Consider the following 17165-nt stretch of genomic DNA (forward strand, 5'->3'; position numbering starts at 1 on the left):
CAAAAAGGCGCCATACATACCCTATCTTTGGTGGGCGTCGTCGATTTCGTCAACCGAATTCCTCAGCCCGAAACGCTCGACTACGGTATATACCGATCCGTGCGGGCCCTGGGTGCTTTCCAGCAGGACAAAGTTGTCGACCGAAACCGGACCGAAGGTGTCCTGGTCGTGCTCGGCCAATACCGGCGCCACCGAGCCCCGGCGTTGCCGGAACCGCGCCAGGGTAATGTGCGGCCGGAACGGCCGGGTCTCGAGTTCGTACCCCAGGGGCGCCAGGCGTTGCCTGAGTGCATCATTCAGTGCCACCACCGGCGCCGTGGGCTGGACCCCGGCCCACAGGTTACGGGGCGTTTCCGGGCGACCGAAACAGCCCAGGCCGCGCACCTCCAGGTCAAACCGGGCCACCGGCAGATCACGGGCCGCGGTGCAAACCTCGGGCACCGCCTGTTCCGTGACCCGGCCGAGAAACAGCAGGGTCAGGTGCAATTGCGCGTCATTCTGCCACCGGGCGCCGGGCACCGGGGCCTGCAGGCGCAGCAGTTGGCGCCGGACCCTTGCCGGCAGATCCAGGGCGAAGAACAGGCGCGCCACCGGCCTAGTCCTCGTAGATCATCTTGCGGACCATGCCGCCATCGACCACAAAATTCTGGCCGGTGATGAAGCCGGCGGCGGGCGAAATCAGGTAGGCCACCAGCGAGGCGATGTCCTCGGGCCGGCCGACCCGACCAGCGGGGTGCTGGCGGTGGTCGGATTGCGCCAGTGGCGGCACGCCTTCCGGCTGGCCCTGGAAGGCGCGGGTGTCGATCCAGCCCGGGCTGATGCAGTTGACCCGAATGTCCGGCCCGAGACTCATCGCCAACGCGTGAGTCAACGCGACCACGCCGCCCTTGGTGGCGGCGTAGGCTTCGGTTTCCGGTTCGGATTGCAGGGCCCGGGTGGAGGCCAGGTTCACGATCGCGCCGCGACTGTCCCGCAAATGAGGCACCGCGTGCTTGGTGACCAGGAAAGGACCGGTCAGGTTAACGTCCAGCCGCCGTTGCCAGTCCGCCAGCGACAGGTCCTCAATAGGCCCGGTCTCCGGATTGGCGATGCCGGCGTTGTTGATGACCGCATCCAGACGACCACCCCAGGCCAGTGTTTCCCTGACCAGCTTCTTGACCGACCGTTCGCTGGCCACATCGGCGGCAATGAACCTGACCTGGCCATCGCTGCCGTCGGCCAGCGCCTTGCCGACCGAGTCATCGACGTCACAGAACACAACGCGCCAGCCATTGCTGGCCAGATGCTGAACGATGCCTCGACCAATACCCTTGGCGCCACCGGTCACCAGCGCGACCTGTTCTGTGTCGTTCATGGCAGCCTCCGGTTCAGTCGACCCGCTTCAGGGTCACGTCGATGTTGCCACGCGTCGCGTTGGAGTACGGGCAGACCTTGTGGGCTTCGTCGATCAGCTGCTTGGCCTGGGCGTCGTCCATGCCCGGCAGGCTGATGCGCAGCTCCACTTCGATCCCGAAACCGCCGGGAATCTGGCCGATACCCACCTGGCCTTCGATGGAGGCGTCTTCCGGCATGGGCAGGTTATCCCGGCCGGCGACGAATTTCATGGCGCCGATAAAGCAGGCGGAATAGCCAGCGGCGAACAACTGCTCTGGGTTGGTGCCCTTGCCGCCAGCGCCGCCCAGTTCTTTGGGCGTGGCCAGTTCAACATCAAGGATGCCGTCCGAGGAAATGGCGCGACCATCGCGACCACCGGTGGCTTCTGCGGTTGCGCGGTAAAGAACTTCTTCAATGGACATAACACTCTCCTGCTCTTGGGTAATGATCAGGCCCGGACCGCGCCGTGCGGATTCAGGCCTGCTCGGAATTCAAACGGTTATCACGTACCAATCTCTGGGTGTTGCAATGGCCCTTCGCCTGGGCCCAGTAACCCATTGTCTCGTAAGCCATTACGAACAGAAAGAGCGATTTCCCGGAAAGCGGGAAATCGCCCTCTTCTGCATTTGTCACTGCTGGGCCGGCGTCGGCCGCACCAGGATTTCATTGACGTCGACATGGGCCGGCTGGGACACCGCGTACATCACCGCGTTGGCAATGTCTTCGGATTTCAGGGCGTGGGCCGGGCGCTCATCGAAGAACGGTGTGTCCACCATGCCGGGTTCGATCAGGGTCACCCGGATGCCGCTACCGCGCAGCTCCTCCCGCACCCCGTAGCCAATGGCCGACACTGCCCACTTGGTGGCGCTGTACATGGAGCCGGGAATGGTCACCCGGCCGGCAGCCGACCCGGTCAGCAATAAGTGCCCCTGGCTCTCGCGCAGCGCCGGCAGGCAATGCTGGACGGTGAGCCCGACTCCGTAGATGTTGGTCAGGATCATGTCTTTCCAGACCTCCGGATCGGCGCCGCTGAAGCCGCCGGGCTCGCCACCCCGACCGGCGTTGGCGAACACCGCATCGATCTGGCCAAACTCCGCCAGGGCCCGGTCGACCATGGCCTTCTGATCGTCCCCGCTCTGAACGTCGCACTGCACCGTCAGCACCTGGCCGCTGCCACCCAGCTCCTGGGCCAGCGCTGCCAGTTTGTCCTCGGACCGGGCCGCCAACACCAGCCGGTAGCCGGCCTGGGCCGCCGCTCGGGCCGTGGCGGCGCCAATGCCCGACGACGCCCCGGTAATCAACATCACTGGCGAGTTCGCCATAACATCATGCTCCTGTGCGAGTGTGTGTGGGAGGGTCTACGGCCTCCGGCAGGCAGCCGATCAACGTCAGGGCGGGATGGACGCTGCCGTGGGCTGACTCAGTAGGCGTTGAGCAGAAACACCGCGACGATGGCCAGGGCCAGCAGGAACCACCGGGCATAAAAGTCCGGCTTGTCCTCGGCTGGATCGGTGGCGATCACGGCGTGGCCGCCGGCCTCGTATTCCCGGACCAGTTCCCGGGCCCGGTACAGATCGTCGTCTTCGACATGGACATTGCTGAATCCGGCTGTGCCGATTTCACCCATGGCGCCCTGAAGGTAATGGCCACCTACGTGCGCCTCGATGCCATGGGCATTGAGCAGCCCGGCTACGATGTGAGCCTCGGTGATATCACGGGCCCGATATGCTATTTGCATCGCCCTGCTCCTTCTGTGATCTTTGAAGGCAGCACCCGCCGCCATCTACGGGTATTATCTGAAGCATAGTTCGCCCCTGACCCCGGGGCCAATCTGACACGGTCCGCCCATGCTCTGGTTTGTTCTCGCCCTGATTGCCCTGATCGTCATCATTACCCTGGTGCTGTTCCGGATTGAGGATCTGTCCCATCTCGACCAGCACGACCACCCGGTTCGCGAGGGCGCACCCAGCGACGCCCATCAGGAAGTGCTGGGCCGCATCCGGGAACTGGGCCAGAGTTCCCGGGGCTTGCGCGGCAAGGCCAGGCTGCTGGCCTTGCGGCAACACATGGACGGTTTGAGTGATGGTCTGGAGCTGGCCTCGGAATTCCGCGGCACCGACGACCCCAAGGGCGAGTGGGTGCTAGCACCGGGTGTCGATACCCGCCGGCGGGTCCTCTACATTCACGGTGGTGCCTGGGCCGCCGGCAGTCCGCGCAGCCACCGGGGCATTACCGACCGTTTGTCGCACCTGGCCAACGCCGCGGTGTTCGCGGTGGACTACCGGCTGATGCCGGAGAACCGCTACATGGATGGGGTTCGGGACTGTCGCAAGGCCTACACCTGGCTGCTCAAGCATGGCCCCGACGGCGCGGAGGACGCGTCGTTTGTGGTGGTTGCCGGCGATTCCGCCGGTGGCAGCCACACCCTCGGCCTGCTGGCGTGGATCCGGGATAACGGGCTGCGTCAGGCCGACGCTGCCGTGGCGCTGTCGCCCTCCACCGATCTGACCCTGACGGCCCCGAGCAATCGGGACAACATCCGCACCGATCCCCTGCTCGGTCCCACCTTCGGCGGCCTGTCCCGGGTGCCGCTGCCGGTCATCTGGTGGGCCACCCTGGCCGCCTTCCGGGTGTCACCGGCGAGCGCGGTGGCGTCACCGGTGCGCGGAGATCTGCGCAACCTGCCACCGGTGCTGATTCACGCCAGTGACAGCGAAATGCTGCTCGACAATGCCCGGCGTTACGCCGCCAAGGCCCAGGCCGAGGGCTCACCGGTGGAGCTGCACACCTGGCCCGGCATGGTCCATGTCTGGCACATCTTCGTGTCGCTGCTGCCGGAGGCAGACGAGGCCTTTGACGACATCCAGGCGTTCCTGCAGCGAGTCGAAGCCGGCGAACAGGAGCACCGCGCCCGTCAGAGCTGAACCTTGCCGCGCAAGGCCTTAACCTTGCCTTTCTGGGTTTTCTTGTCGACCCGCTTGCGCTTGGCGGACCGGGACGGCTTGGTCGGCCGTCGGGCCTTGCGCGGTTTCACCGCTTCCTGAATCAGTTCCTTCAGTCGCTGCAGCGCGTCTTCCTTGTTCAATTCGAGGGTTCGGAAGGATTGTGCTTTGATGATAAGGACACCGTCCTTGCTGATACGCTGATCGTTCAGGGCCATCAACCGTTCCTTGTAGAACGGCGGCAGGCTGGAGTGCAGAATATCGAAGCGCAGGTGCACCGCCGAGGCAACCTTGTTCACGTTCTGGCCACCGGCACCCTGGGCACGGATCTGGGAGATGTCGATTTCCCAATCAGCAAGTTCAACAGCATTGGACAGTTTCAGCATGGCCGAAGGATAACAAATCCCGGGCCGGCAAGCCGCAAACGCAGGAACAGGACATGTGCGGACGATTCACCTTCTACACGCCGCCGGAAACCCTGATCAACGAGTTCGACCTTGACGATCTGGAAGTGGACGGCCACTTCGAGCCGGGCTACAACATTCCGCCCGGCGTCGGCATTGCCATGATCCGCTCCACCATGACCGGCCCGTTGCTGCTCACCCACTCCGACTGGGGCTTCCGTCCGGCCTGGGCCGGCGCCAAGGCGCCGACCCCGATCAACGCCCGCGCCGAGAGCGTGGCCACGTCCGGTTACTTCCGGGAGGCGTTCGCCCAGCACCGCTGCCTGATCCCTGCCAACGGCTGGTACGAATGGCGGCAGACCCCGAGCGGCAAGGAACCCCACTACATCACCCCGGCCGACGCCCGGCAGAACCCGGCGATTTTCTTCGCCGGAATCTGGACGCCGCACGAGGGCGACCACACCACCGCCTGCGCCATCACCACCGAGCCGGCCAGCGAACACCTGCGTCACATTCACGACCGTCAGCCGGTGGTGCTTGACCCGGGTTGCCTGAGAGACTGGCTGGACCCCGCGCGCACCGACCGCGACAGCATACGCGCCGCCACACGCCGGCTGCCGCCCGAGCAGCTGCAGGCCTTCCGGGTCTCGACCGCGGTCAACAACGCCCGGCACGACGCCCCGGAGCTGATCCGAAACATTGGGTAGCGACATTTCAATGACCGTAACCTGACATTCGGCGCCGGCACGAATAAGGTAAGGGCTGATTTGATCGCCCGGAGTCCTTGCATGCCTGCCCCATCCCGCCCGCTGTTCCTGGTGCTGCTGCTCACCCTCGTGCTTGGCGGCTGCGCCAGCACCAACCAGCTGTCGAGCGGCCCCGACCTGCGGCCCACGACCGTTGCCGGCGCGCCCGATTCGGCCAAGGCGGAGAAGCTGTGGCAGGTGTATGAGCGCTACGCCGGCGTGCCCTATGAATACGGCGGCACCTCGGCCCGGGGGTTCGATTGCTCCGGGTTTATCCGCGCGGCGTTCGATGAAGGTCTGGGCCAGCAGCTGCCACGGACCACCTCGCAAATGCTCCGATACGGGGAAGTGGTGGCAACGGACGACATCCGCCCGGGCGACCTGGTGTTCTTCCGGATACGCGGCAAGGAGCAACACGCCGGGATCTACATGGGCGACAATCGCTTCATGCATTCCTCAACGTCGGTGGGGGTGACCCTGTCGGACCTGGATGGCTACTACTGGAAAGACCGCTACACCCAGGCCCGACGGTTCGAATGACGCCCCGGCGCTAGCGTTTCTTGCGCACGTACAGGACCTTGTGCACCCGGGCGACCACTTCACCGGATTCGTCCAGGATGTCGACGTTCCATTCCGGCAGGTGCTTGTCGCCATTCTCGGTCAGGCGACGGATTTCCTCGACCCGCTCGTCGGTGAGCTCAAAGTGGGCCCTGACCGTGCCCTTGCCGGGCCGGACGAAATCAATGCTCGCCGATTTGTCCCACACGATGTAGTCACTGCCCAGCCGCCGCATCAGCAGCAGCATGTACATGGGGTCGGCCATGCTGTACAGCGAGCCACCGAAGTGGGTGCCCACGTAGTTGGTGTTGTACCAGCGTTGGCGCAGCTCAACGGTCGCGGAACTGAAATCCTCGGCGACGTGGGTCACGGCCACGCCGGCGCCCAGGTACGGGGCGAAAGCGGTCAGCATCCGGCGCAGGGCACCGGCACTGGCAAACCACTGGCGTACTTTTCGATTCATGGGTGGGCCCTTGTCGAGGAATTGGCTTTAAGTAGCAGCCTATCTTCTACAAGGGCGCGCGGGCATGCAAGGAAAATTCATACGGTCGTTTGATTTTTTTGCGGGCCGGTCACAGCCCACTGAAGGCCAACTGAAGGGCGATACCCGCCATCATCAGACCGATCACGCCATCGATCAACCGCCAGGCGGTCGGACGCGACAGCACCGGCGCCAGGGCCGAACCGCCCCAGGCGACCAGGCCAAACCAGAGGATGGAGGCGCTGCTGGCGCCGGCGACAAAGGTGGTGGCGTTTTCCTGCTGGGCCCCGACTGCGGGAATCAGCAGCAAGGTGTCCAGATACACCTGCGGGTTGAGCAGGGTAACGGCCAGGGTGGTGAACAGTACCCCCTTGAGGCTGCGCTTGGTGAACTCGCCCGCCTCCAGGGCTACCCGGCCCCGGCTGGCACGGTAGAACGCCTGCACCGCGAGCCAGCCGAGAAACGCGACCCCCAGCCAACGCAGCAGTTCCAGGGCTTCCGGCATGGCCATCAGCGCGGCGCTGACCCCGAACATGCCCAGGGTAAACAGGGTGACGTCCGCCACCATGCAGATGCCGGCGGACCACCAGTGGTGCTCCCGGCGAATGGCCTGGCTCAGGATATAGGCGTTCTGGGCGCCAATCGCCACGATGATGCCGCCACACACCACCAACCCGGTCAGATAACTCTCCAGCACAGCAGGACCTCCTCAAATGATGGCGCAAGCATAGCGACTCCCGGCTATACTTGAAATTCATACTCATAATGCTGCATAAGTTTTACTTATGATTGACTACAAACTGCTGGAAGCGCTGGCCACGGTGACCGAGTGTGGCGGTTTCGAAAAAGCCGGAGCGGCGCTCGGACTCAGCCAGTCGGCGGTGTCCCAGCGGATCCGCACCCTTGAGATTCGTATGGGCCAACCGGTGCTGGTGCGCAGCCCGACCCTGAAAGCCACGCCCGCCGGCCAGCGCCTGCTGAACCACGTACAACAGGTGCAGCTGCTGGAACGGGACCTGGCCCGGTCGATTCCGGCCCTGTCGGAACCCTCGGCACGACTGCGCATCGCACTCAACGCCGATACCCTGGCCACCTGGTGGGGTGAGGCCATCGGCGCCTTCTGCAGCGAGGAAAGCCTGTTGCTGGACCTGGTGATCGAGGATCAGGACGTGGGCCTGCGCCGCATGCGTGAAGGGGATGTAGCCGCGTGCCTGTGCAGCAGTCCGCAGCCGGTCGCCGGAGCCCGCAGCGTGCCGTTGGGCAGCATGACCTACCTGCCCCTGGCCACGCCGGACTATGTGCGCCGGCACTTTGCCGGCGGGTTTAACCACGACAGTCTGGAGACCGCCCCCGCCATCGTGTTCGGTCCCAACGACCAACTGCAGCACCGGTTCCTGGCCGAGTGCGGCTTTCACGGCAGTGTCCCGCACCACCTGTGCCCGTCATCGGAGGGATTTGTTAAGCTGGCGCTCGCCGGGATGGGCTATGGCATGATTCCCGAACTCCAGGTCCGCAAGGAACTGGCCGCCGGCAGGCTGATCAGCATTGCCCCCGGTAAGTCCTTGCAAGTACAGCTATACTGGCACTTCTGGCGCCACGGTGGTGGCATCATGGACCGACTGACACAAACCCTGACATCCAACGCAACGTTTACCCAATAAGGAGCTGTGGGAATGGCCACACTGATCGCCGGCCTTGTTCTGTTTCTCGGCATTCACTCGCTGTCCATCGTCAACGAGCCACTGCGCAATCGCCTGCAGGCATCACTGGGCGAAATCCCGTTCAAGGGCCTGTACTCGCTGATCGCACTGATCGGCCTGGTCCTGATTGTGGTCGGCTACGGCGCCGCCCGCATGGACCCGACCGTCCTCTACACCCCGCCGGGCTGGCTCCGGCATCTAGCCCTGTTGCTCCTGGTGCCAGTGTTCCCGCTGCTGCTGGCGACCTACCTGCCCGGCCGCATCCGGCACACGCTGAAGCACCCGACGCTGGTGGCGGTGAAACTCTGGGCCCTGGCGCACCTGCTGGCCAATGGCATGCTCCACGACACCCTGCTGTTCGGCGCGTTCCTGGCCTGGGCCGTGGTCGACCGGATTTCCATCAAGCGACGCGCGCCGCGGGCGACGCCGACCCTGCCCCAGGGCAAGGCCAACGACCTGATCGCCGTGGTCGGGGGGCTGGCGCTGTACGTGGTCACCGTGCTTTGGGCCCACCAGTGGCTGATCGGCGTATCGCCTGTCTGACCGGGGCAGCCCGGGGTCTATACTTACCCCACTGCCTTACCGACTGAACAAGGACCCGATTTTGGATCTGACCACACCCGCCCTGCTGTTCCCGGCCATTTCCCTGCTGCTTCTGGCGTACACCAACCGCTTCCTGGTCCTGGCCCAGCTCATCCGCCAGTTGAAGCAGATGGACACCGAGGAAGACCATGCCCTGATTGCCCGCCAGATCAGCATGCTGCGCAAGCGCATCGTGCTGACCAAACGGATGCAGGCCTTTGGGGTGCTGAGCTTTCTGATGTGTACGGTGTCGATGTTCCTGCTGTTTCTCGGATCGGAACTGCCTGGCGCCGTCGCCTTTGGTATCAGCCTGGTGCTGCTGTCGCTGTCGCTGCTGTATTCGTTCTACGAGATTCAGCTCTCGACCAACGCCATCAATGTGGAGCTGGCCAATTTCGAGGCGCGCAAGGAAGCGTCGGCCCAGACCGAGCGTCAGTGAGGCTGGCGCGGCGCCAGGCCGAACCAGTGGGGAAAGCGGAGCAGGCAGAACAGGGCGATCATGTCGTAGACCGCGTGCCAGACCATGACCATCGCCAGGCTGTCTGACAGGGCGTAGGCGCCGCCCAGAATCAGGCCCAGGCCGGTCGCCACCAGAAAATAGACAAAGGAAATGTAGTGGGCCAGGCCAAACGCCAGGGAGGCCAGCGCCACCGCGGTCATGGTTCCGAAGCTTGCGTCCAGCCAGCCCTGGAGGGCGCCCCGGAACAGCAGCTCCTCCCCCACCCCGGCCAGGATGGACAGGACCACCAGGGTCGGCCAGCCAAAACCGGCGGCAAACTCCCGCAGGTGACGCATCTGGCGCTCCAGGCCGACGGGGAACAGGCCCGGAACCCGGGTCAGCAGCATCAGGCCGGCGTAGGTCGCCAGTGCCCCGAGGCAGCCCCAGCCCAGCACCGCCCCCCAGGCCAGGCCCTGATTCTGCACCGGAATATCCAGCAGCAGGATGCCGATCAGCCCCACCACCCCGAGACCGCCCTGGAAAGCCAGCGCGGACAGGGCAGACATACCGGAGCGGGAGCCCGTTGCCGCCATTCAGGACTCGAACAGGGGTTTCACGGGCAGCAGGTCGTCGTACTCCGGCGCCTGCTTCTGGGCCTTGGCTTGGAAGGTCTTCATCATGTCGTTGGGCCGGAACATGCCCGCCTGCCAGGTCGCCATGTAGCGCAGGCTGTCCTCCACCGAATGGTCCCGGCTGTAGTTGAGCATTTCCTTGCAGCCGGTGACCGCCAGCGGCGAATTGGCGGCAATCTGGCCGGCGATTGCCATCACCGCTTCCAGCATCGCTTCCTGGTTGGCGTAGGTGGCGTTCACGAAGCCCAGTTGCTGGGCTTCCTGGGCGGTAAACTTCCGGCCGGTGTAGGCCAGTTCACGCACCACACCCTGGGGCATCAGCTTGGGCAAACGCTGCAGGGTGCCCACGTCGGCGGTCATGCCCAGCTCGGTTTCCTTGATGGTGAAGTAGGCGTCCTCGGTGCAGTAGCGACTGTCGGCGGCACACACCAGATCCAGGGCACCGCCGATACAGCCGCCATGGATCGCCGCCAGCACCGGCAGGCGGACTTTTTCGAGCGAGGTCAGGGTGTCCTGGAGCTGCAGCACAATGCGCCGCAGGTTTTCCGCCATCCGTCCTGGATCGCCCTTCATGGGCACCGCATTGGGATCACTGAATACGCCCAGATCCATACCGGCGGAAAAGTGCTTGCCGGTGCTGGAGATCACGATGACGCGGGCCTCGGTGTTGGTCTCAATGTCCTGCATGCACCTCGGCAGCTCGGTCCAGAAGGCCTTGGTCATGGAGTTCAGGGCTTCCGGACGGGAAAACTGGACGTGGGCGATGTAGTCCTTCACTTCAACGTTGAAGCTTTCGTAGGTGGCAAGATCAGACAAGGTGAGACTCCTTCGTTGCTATTGTTCTGTGCTGTTGAGCGGTGCTGGGTTCTGGCCGCGGGCCTGACGCCTGCCCGGGCGGTAAGGCCACATCATTAACCAGCTAACCATCTGCCGACAACCCGGAGCCCGAAATTTCTGATACGTTCAGGGGAATTGCCTCTGGTGCCGGACTTGCCGACGGCATCGGAGCAATCCATGCTGAAGCTTTGAGCAGGAGACGGACATCATGACTCAGCGTTTTCAGGCCCGCACCAGCGATGTGGGCGGCATCCCCGTAGCCCGGAATCTGCCCACCCGGGGGCGCCGGCAGATCGGCGCCTGGTGTTTTCTCGACCACATCGGCCCGGTCCACTTTGGTGCCGACGACGCGGGTTTGCAGGTCGGCCCGCACCCGCACATCGGACTGCAGACCTTTACCTGGATGATTGAGGGCGAGCTGCTGCACCGCGACAGCCTGGGCACCGAACAACGCATCCGCTCGGGGGAAGTCAATCTGATGACTGCCGGTCACGGCATCAGCCACACCGAGGAATCGGTGTTCGGCGACCGCGACCTGCACGCGGCGCAACTCTGGATTGCCCTGCCGGAAGCCGAACGCCACACCGAATCCCGCTTCGATCACTACGCCAACCTGCCCTGTTGGCAGGACCAGGGCGCGACCTGGACCCTGCTCACCGGCCACTACCGCGACAAGAGCGCCGATACGCTCCAATTCTCCCCACTGGTGGGACTGGATATCGACTGCGCCGAGGCCCAGGAAATCGAGCTGGACCTGAACCCCGGGTTTGAGTACGGACTGCTGACGCTGACCGGCGGGGTCGACATCAATGGCGACCCGTTCCTGACCGACGAACTGGCCTATCTGGGCGATGACCAGTCGAGCGCCACCCTGACCTGTCAGCCGGGCACACGCCTGTTGCTGGTCGGGGGTGAACCCCTGGGCCGGGATGTGGTGATGTGGTGGAACTACGTGGGCTACGACAAGGCCGAGATTGTCGAGGCCGAGCTGGACTGGGAGGCGCACAGCCCGCGCTTTGGCAGCATTCCCGAATGGCCGGGCGAGCGCCTGCAGGGACCCGCCTCACCGTGGCGGCGGTGACATCATCTCGGACCGTTCGGTGTCGACCATGCGGGCCCGAATCCGCGGCAGGAATTCGGGGTAGTGTTCCTGTAGGAAGGTAATCAACCCCTCCCGCACCGCGCAGCGCAGATCCCAGGCCTGGCTTGAGTCGGGTGCGCTCATCAGGAACCGGACCTGGATGGTCTGGTCGTCGGAATCGGTGACCTGCACCGTCTCGATCTTGCCATCCCACTGGGGTGACTGGCGCAACAGGCGGGCAAACTCCTCCCGCAGTGGAAAGATTGGCATGGCGTAGTCCACCCGGATAAACACCGTGCCCAGGAGATCGGCGGTGTTGCGGGACCAGTTCTGGAAGGGATTCTCGATAAACCACTGCAAGGGCACGATCAGGCGACGCAGATCCCATACCCGCAGCACCACGTAGGTGGCGGTAACTTCCTCGACCCAGCACCATTCGTTCTGGACGTAGAGCACGTCATCAATGCGGAACGGCTGGGTCAGCGCGATCTGCATGCCCGCCAGCAGATTGCCCAGCACCGGCCGGGCGGCGAACCCGAGGATGATGCCACCCACACCGGCGGACGCCAGCAGACTGCCACCGACGTGGCGGACCGAGTCAAAAGTCATCAGGGCGGCGCCCAGGCCTACAATCACGATCAGGATATTCAGGCCCCGAACCAGGAACCGGGTCTGGGTTTCCACCTTACGCGCCCGCTTCCACTCCCCTTCCAACACCGGATTCAGGGTCACGATGACCTCGCCGATGGCGGAGGTGCAGCGCACCAGCGCCCAGGTAACGGCAAAGATCAGCAGCAGGGTGGCAATGTGTTGGAATTCGCTCAGGTAAGGCAGGTCCTGTGGGCTGGCCTCCAGTACCCCATTCAGCACCAGCAGGCTGACCACCCAGCCCACCGCCCGGGCCGAGGCATCAAGAAACAGCCGTGGCACCGCCTTGCGCCGGGTGAGCCGATGCACCAGGCCCAGCGCCAGGCGAAACCCACCATAGGCCAGAAGCGCGGACACCAACGCCGATATCGCGGGATACAGCCACCCGCCCAGTCCCGCGTCCACGGATTCCAACATGGGCCACTCCACCGCCTGAATTCATTTGCTTTCAAGATAGCAGTCAATCCAACTGCTGCACCCCCGGCGGCAGTACGACCCACTCCGGATCTTCGAACTCGCCCAACGGCGTGATGTCGACGAACGGCGCGACGCTGCGAATAATCTCGGCTACATTGGGGTTATGCTTCGACTCCATGGCGTCCCTGGCTTCCTTGCTGTCCCAGCTGGCAATGGCAATCAGCGTATCCGGTGCCCCGATTTTTCGGTGCAGCGCCGTGCCGCGCGCGCCCGGCGCCTGCTGGATCAGTTCACTGGCCCGCACCCAGGCATCGGCGTAGTCCTCGGCCCGATAGCCTTCCCTGATTCGGACTTCAAAGATAAACTTCATAGGCACCTCCCAGGTGACCGCACGCGGCGGTTTTGCGTTACGTTTGATCGGCCTGATGCCGGGCCGCGGGAAGGCTGGCCCGGATTTGCCCGGGCCGCCCCAGGATGCAGTACTGCTCAGGAAGGCAGTCGATGAGCCAAAAGCCAAGGAAAACCATCCGGTTACTTCAGGATGCCCTGCTCGTTGCCCGGGGCTTGCTACCCTGCGGCTGCGTTGTAACCAGTGTAGATAGCAGGAACGACGAGGTCACAATCAGCCTTGAGCGGGTGACATCGCCGGCGGTCGCGGATGCACTGTCCGAAGGCGCCGCTCAGGGCATAGGTGTGGACCTGCACCTGTATCCGCCCGAAGTGGTTGGCGGCCTGCACATTCGCGGCAAGGTGGTGAAAGCGTCGAAACAGAGCTTCAGCCTGCGCGCCAAACCCGGGCAGCCGGTCATTGCGCAGGTCCAGTCGCTCGAGAGCCAAGCCAGCACCGCTCAGCTTCTTGCCAACCCCTCGGGCCTTGAGGGGTTGAAGCGCCTGTTCCAGAGCCACAGCCATCGTCTGCTGGACCGGCTGCTGCACGATTTCGTCGACACCACCCAAGACAAGATCCAGAAGGCGCTGGACGACGCCACCGATCTGCGGGAAATCACCCGCCTGAAAGACATGCGCTTCATCGTCGGCAGCCGCCGCAACCAGATCTTCGACGACTTCGCCGCCCGCTTTTCCGCCAACAGCGCGGTCCTGACCGCGGACACGGGTGAACAGGCCAAGGGGTCGGAACTGCACGTGCTCCAGCAGCAGGTGTTCGAGGACTGGCTCGACCTGCAGAACGTGGCCTCTCGCCTGCTGGCCAAGCACCGCGATCTGCTGTTTGCCCTGAACCAGTTGCTCAATCAGGTGTTCGGACGCGACCTCAAGGACGCCTCCAATCCCCTGGCCCCGGCTGCCCTGTGCGCCTGCCTGCAGTATTCCGCAGACCGTCTCGGCATCGCCCGTGAGCACCGGCATGTGCTGTACCAGGCCTTCCAGTCGGCACTGGAACAGGCCTGGGCCCCCGCCATGCAGTCGCTGATTGCCGACCTGACCCGAGCCGGACTGCACAGCCTCCGCTACGACCAACTGCCGCCCAACTGGTCCGCCCGGGACGAGGACACCGAGAAGCCGGAACCGCCGAAACCCGCGGGCGCTGGGGGCTCAGCGTCGGATGCGGACGGGCCCGAACCGGCGCCGGCGCCCGAGCCAGCCAGCCACACCCCGGACCAGTCCCTGTTCCGCCTGATGGGGCTGGAAAACCACAGCAATCTCGGCGGCTGGGAACAATCCAGTCCGCAGTTCAGTGCACACCTACGGCCCAAGCGGGAAGACCTGCTGGAGAAGCTCCGGTCACGGCAACCGGCCATCAGCGATGCCATTCGGGAGATGGCAGAGCTGGATGCCGAATTTGGCGCGTCGATCGATCAGCCGACGCTGGCCAAGGCCGATCTGGTCGATCAGTTGTTTGCCCCCCTGCAGGCCAGGAACGGCATGTCGGAGCCACTTCGCGACAAGCTCGAGCAGTTGCGACTGCCGGTGTTCGAGGTGCTGCTGGACACCCCGGAGTTCCTGAACCAGGAAGATCACCCGGCCCGGGAAATCGTCAACGATCTCATGCGACTCTGTTTTGCGGAGCGGGCCTCGACCAAGAGTCTGGAGTCCACCGTCACCGCCATCATCGACGAGCTGATTCACAGTGAAACCCTGGACGCCGACCAGCTCGACCGCCTGAACGGCAAGCTCAAGGTGCTGGTGGAACGCCAGGGCCAGTCCTTCGTGCGCAACTCCGAGCGCCTGGCCAAGACCCTGGAGGGCAAGGAGCGCCTGAGAGTGACCCGGCAGCAGGTCCAGCGCCGACTGAACGCCATTCTTGGTGGCCGGGATGTTCCCAGGGTGCTGCTGGACCTGCTGGAAACCGGCTGGGAGCAGCTCATGGTCCTGGCGGTGCTACGGGAAGGACCGCAAAGCGACCAGTACGCCGAACTGTTCGACGTGGTCGGGCTGCTGCTGTCCTGGCTGGCCCCCGAGGCCCAGACCGAGGAACTGGCGTTCGAGCGGGAGCTGGAAAGCGGGCCCATCCTGACCTTCATCGATCGCGAGCTGCGCAACGTGGGTGACATCGGACGATTCAGGTCGATCATGGCCGACCTGACCGGTCAGCTCCAACAGCAGAAAAGCATCAGTACGGTTTACGTTGAGACGTATGGCGACGCGTCGGAGCCGGCGCCCGGGCCGGAAGTGGATGCCGGCGACCGATGGACCACCCGGGCCCGGGAACTGGCGGTGGGCGACTGGGTCGAGATCACACTGGATGACGACGAGAAACGCAAGTTGCGCCTGGTGTGGGGGGGCGAGGAGGTACTGCGGTTTGTCTTCCTCTCCCCCACGGGTATGAGCGAGATCAGCTTCGAATTCCCGGAATTCGTCCAGAAACTGCGTACCGGCGAGGCTTCCCTGGTGGACGATGGCGACATCCCGTTCGTGGACCAGAGCCTGTTCAACATGGTCCAGGACGTGTACCGGCGGCTGAACTTCGAGGCCACCCACGATGCCCTGACCGGCTGCATGCACCGCCGGGATTTCGAAAAGCTGGTCACCGCCATGCTGGCCCAGTCCGACGATGGCGGTGCAACCGGCGCCCTGGTGGTGGTGGATATCGACGAATTCAGCGTCATCAACACCACCTATGGCGCCAATGCCGGCGATCAGCTGCTGCAGGCCACCGGCGAACTGGTGACCCGCCATTGCCGCAGGTTGCACCCCGAGCCCCACGCCGGCCGGATTAGCGGCAACGAGTTCGCCATCCTGATCAGCAACCCCGCCATTGAGGACAGTCTGGATTTCGCGGAGAACCTGCGCCAGGACTTTGAGAAGCAGGCCTTTGCCCACGCCAACGCCGAATTCCGGGCCACCCTGAGCGCCAGTGTCTGCCCGATCACCCCGGCCGCCCTGTCCGCCGGCGACCTGCTGAATTCGGCCAGTCTGTCCCTGAAATCGGCCAAACGGCGCGGTGGCAACCTGGTTGAACTGGTGTCCGAGTCGACCAACACCGCCAAGCCGGAGACTCCGCAGTGGGTCTCGGAGATTGATCGGAGCATCCGGGACGGCAGCCTGTTCCTCCGGGCCCAACCCATCGTTGCCATCGACGGCCCGGCGAATGCGGGAAAATCGTACGAACTGCTGCTGGGTCTGACCGACGCCTCCGGCAAACAGGTCTCGCCCCAGGCCTACATTGAGGCGGCCGAGCAGTTCCGGCGCAGCACCCGGGTGGACGCCTGGGTGGTGGAGCAGACGCTGACCTGGATGCAGACCCACCCCGAGGTGCTGGCCGGCATCGATACCCTGAACGTGAACCTGTCCGGGGCCTCACTCAGCGACGACGGCTTCATGCTGGAACTGGAAACCCGGCTGAAAGCGAACCGCCAGCACGCCTCCAAGATCTGTTTCGAGGTCACCGAAACCTGCGCCGTATCCAACCTGCATTACGCGGCGGATTTCATGCGCGAAATGAAGCGCCTCGATTGCCGGTTCGCCCTCGATGATTTCGGCACCGGGCTGTCGTCGTACGCCTACCTGCAGAAACTGCCGGTCGACTACGTCAAGATCGACGGCATTTTCGTTCGCGACATGGCCACCAACCTGACCAACTACGCCATGGTGCGCTCCATCAACGAGCTGTGCCACTTCCTGGACCTGAAAACCATCGCCGAGTACGTGGAAGATATGGAGATCCTGGAAACGCTTCGCGAAATCCAGGTGGATTACGCCCAGGGCTTTGGCATTGCCAAGCCCCGACGCCTGGACAGCCTGACCCGGGACATCACTGCCTCGGCTGGAGCCACGCTCTAGTCTCCGACTCTGCCGGCGCTGACCGCCATCGGCGCCGATTTTTACGTCGCTGTTTTTTGCAGATCGACCGGGCCACTGCCATGCT

At 64.2% G+C, this 17165-nt stretch carries 20 protein-coding genes; 8 read left to right on the forward strand and 12 right to left on the reverse strand.

Annotation, left to right across the window (positions count from 1 at the left end; all coding sequences use genetic code 11):
• Positions 1-21: 21 nt before the first annotated feature.
• The 5 genes from thpR to U5822_RS01580 all read right to left on the reverse strand — a co-directional run bounded on the left by thpR (position 22) and on the right by U5822_RS01580 (position 3112).
• The gene (gene thpR, locus U5822_RS01560; protein WP_322853861.1) at positions 22-591 is read right to left on the reverse strand and encodes an RNA 2',3'-cyclic phosphodiesterase; all 570 of its coding nucleotides are present in this window, start codon (positions 589-591) and stop codon (positions 22-24) included.
• Between the two features lie 4 nt (positions 592-595).
• Entirely contained in the window at positions 596-1354 is a 759-nt protein-coding gene (locus U5822_RS01565; protein ID WP_322853862.1) for an SDR family oxidoreductase, read from the reverse strand.
• Positions 1355-1367: 13 nt separating this feature from the next.
• Positions 1368-1796 (reverse strand): organic hydroperoxide resistance protein, encoded by a 429-nt coding sequence (locus U5822_RS01570; protein ID WP_322853863.1) that lies wholly within the window; start codon positions 1794-1796, stop codon positions 1368-1370.
• Between the two features lie 207 nt (positions 1797-2003).
• Positions 2004-2696: an SDR family oxidoreductase gene (locus U5822_RS01575; RefSeq protein ID WP_322853864.1), complete on the reverse strand. Its 693-nt coding sequence runs from the start codon at positions 2694-2696 to the stop codon at positions 2004-2006.
• Between the two features lie 98 nt (positions 2697-2794).
• Positions 2795-3112 carry a putative signal transducing protein gene (locus U5822_RS01580; protein WP_322853865.1) on the reverse strand — a complete coding sequence of 106 codons (318 nt, stop codon included), beginning with the start codon at positions 3110-3112 and terminating at the stop codon, positions 2795-2797.
• 109 nt (positions 3113-3221) lie between these two features.
• On the opposite strand from U5822_RS01580, the gene U5822_RS01585 reads away from it, so the two are divergent.
• Positions 3222-4298: an alpha/beta hydrolase gene (locus tag U5822_RS01585; RefSeq protein WP_322853866.1), complete on the forward strand. Its 1077-nt coding sequence runs from the start codon at positions 3222-3224 to the stop codon at positions 4296-4298.
• Here U5822_RS01585 and arfB read toward each other — a convergent pair.
• A complete protein-coding gene (gene arfB, locus U5822_RS01590; protein WP_322853867.1) occupies positions 4289-4702 on the reverse strand; it encodes an alternative ribosome rescue aminoacyl-tRNA hydrolase ArfB in 414 nt (137 codons plus the stop codon). The two genes, U5822_RS01585 and arfB, sit on opposite strands and share 10 nt — an antisense overlap.
• Before the next feature lie 53 nt (positions 4703-4755).
• Here arfB and U5822_RS01595 point away from each other — a divergent pair, with 53 nt between their 5' ends.
• Together U5822_RS01595 and U5822_RS01600 are read left to right on the forward strand one after the other, a co-directional pair.
• Positions 4756-5427: an SOS response-associated peptidase gene (locus tag U5822_RS01595; protein ID WP_322853868.1), complete on the forward strand. Its 672-nt coding sequence runs from the start codon at positions 4756-4758 to the stop codon at positions 5425-5427.
• 81 nt (positions 5428-5508) lie between these two features.
• Positions 5509-6006: a C40 family peptidase gene (locus U5822_RS01600; protein ID WP_322853869.1), complete on the forward strand. Its 498-nt coding sequence runs from the start codon at positions 5509-5511 to the stop codon at positions 6004-6006.
• A gap of 10 nt (positions 6007-6016) precedes the next feature.
• Here the strand turns inward: U5822_RS01600 and U5822_RS01605 are convergent, their stop codons facing one another.
• Both U5822_RS01605 and U5822_RS01610 read right to left on the reverse strand, forming a co-directional pair.
• Entirely contained in the window at positions 6017-6487 is a 471-nt protein-coding gene (locus U5822_RS01605; protein WP_322853870.1) for a DUF4442 domain-containing protein, read from the reverse strand.
• Positions 6488-6596: 109 nt separating this feature from the next.
• Positions 6597-7202: a LysE/ArgO family amino acid transporter gene (locus U5822_RS01610; protein ID WP_322853871.1), complete on the reverse strand. Its 606-nt coding sequence runs from the start codon at positions 7200-7202 to the stop codon at positions 6597-6599.
• Between the two features lie 88 nt (positions 7203-7290).
• On the opposite strand from U5822_RS01610, the gene U5822_RS01615 reads away from it, so the two are divergent.
• The 3 genes from U5822_RS01615 to U5822_RS01625 all read left to right on the forward strand — a co-directional run bounded on the left by U5822_RS01615 (position 7291) and on the right by U5822_RS01625 (position 9226).
• Positions 7291-8166, forward strand: coding sequence for a LysR family transcriptional regulator ArgP (locus U5822_RS01615; RefSeq protein ID WP_322853872.1), 876 nt, complete (start codon positions 7291-7293; stop codon positions 8164-8166).
• A gap of 12 nt (positions 8167-8178) precedes the next feature.
• Positions 8179-8748 carry an NnrU family protein gene (locus U5822_RS01620; RefSeq protein ID WP_322853873.1) on the forward strand — a complete coding sequence of 190 codons (570 nt, stop codon included), beginning with the start codon at positions 8179-8181 and terminating at the stop codon, positions 8746-8748.
• 61 nt (positions 8749-8809) lie between these two features.
• A complete protein-coding gene (locus U5822_RS01625; RefSeq protein ID WP_322853874.1) occupies positions 8810-9226 on the forward strand; it encodes a DUF2721 domain-containing protein in 417 nt (138 codons plus the stop codon).
• Here U5822_RS01625 and U5822_RS01630 read toward each other — a convergent pair.
• Together U5822_RS01630 and U5822_RS01635 are read right to left on the reverse strand one after the other, a co-directional pair.
• On the reverse strand, positions 9220-9819 hold the full coding sequence (locus tag U5822_RS01630) for a CPBP family intramembrane glutamic endopeptidase (protein ID WP_322853875.1): 600 nt from the start codon (positions 9817-9819) through the stop codon (positions 9220-9222). The genes U5822_RS01625 and U5822_RS01630 overlap by 7 nt on opposite strands.
• Positions 9820-10674, reverse strand: a complete 855-nt coding sequence (locus tag U5822_RS01635) for a crotonase/enoyl-CoA hydratase family protein (protein WP_322853876.1) — start codon at positions 10672-10674, stop codon at positions 9820-9822.
• A 229-nt stretch (positions 10675-10903) separates the two neighbouring features.
• Between U5822_RS01635 and U5822_RS01640 the strand changes: the two genes are divergently transcribed.
• Positions 10904-11776 (forward strand): pirin family protein, encoded by an 873-nt coding sequence (locus U5822_RS01640; protein WP_322853877.1) that lies wholly within the window; start codon positions 10904-10906, stop codon positions 11774-11776.
• On the opposite strand, the gene U5822_RS01645 is transcribed toward U5822_RS01640, so the two are convergent.
• Together U5822_RS01645 and U5822_RS01650 are read right to left on the reverse strand one after the other, a co-directional pair.
• On the reverse strand, positions 11759-12841 hold the full coding sequence (locus U5822_RS01645) for a mechanosensitive ion channel family protein (protein ID WP_322853878.1): 1083 nt from the start codon (positions 12839-12841) through the stop codon (positions 11759-11761). The genes U5822_RS01640 and U5822_RS01645 overlap by 18 nt on opposite strands.
• Before the next feature lie 43 nt (positions 12842-12884).
• Positions 12885-13211, reverse strand: coding sequence for an antibiotic biosynthesis monooxygenase family protein (locus U5822_RS01650; protein ID WP_322853879.1), 327 nt, complete (start codon positions 13209-13211; stop codon positions 12885-12887).
• A gap of 131 nt (positions 13212-13342) precedes the next feature.
• On the opposite strand from U5822_RS01650, the gene U5822_RS01655 reads away from it, so the two are divergent.
• Positions 13343-17080 (forward strand): DUF1631 family protein, encoded by a 3738-nt coding sequence (locus tag U5822_RS01655; protein WP_322853880.1) that lies wholly within the window; start codon positions 13343-13345, stop codon positions 17078-17080.
• The last annotated feature ends 85 nt before the right edge of the window (positions 17081-17165 follow it).

It is taken from the genome of Marinobacter qingdaonensis (assembly GCF_034555935.1).
GTDB classification, from domain to species: Bacteria; Pseudomonadota; Gammaproteobacteria; order Pseudomonadales; family Oleiphilaceae; genus Marinobacter; species Marinobacter qingdaonensis.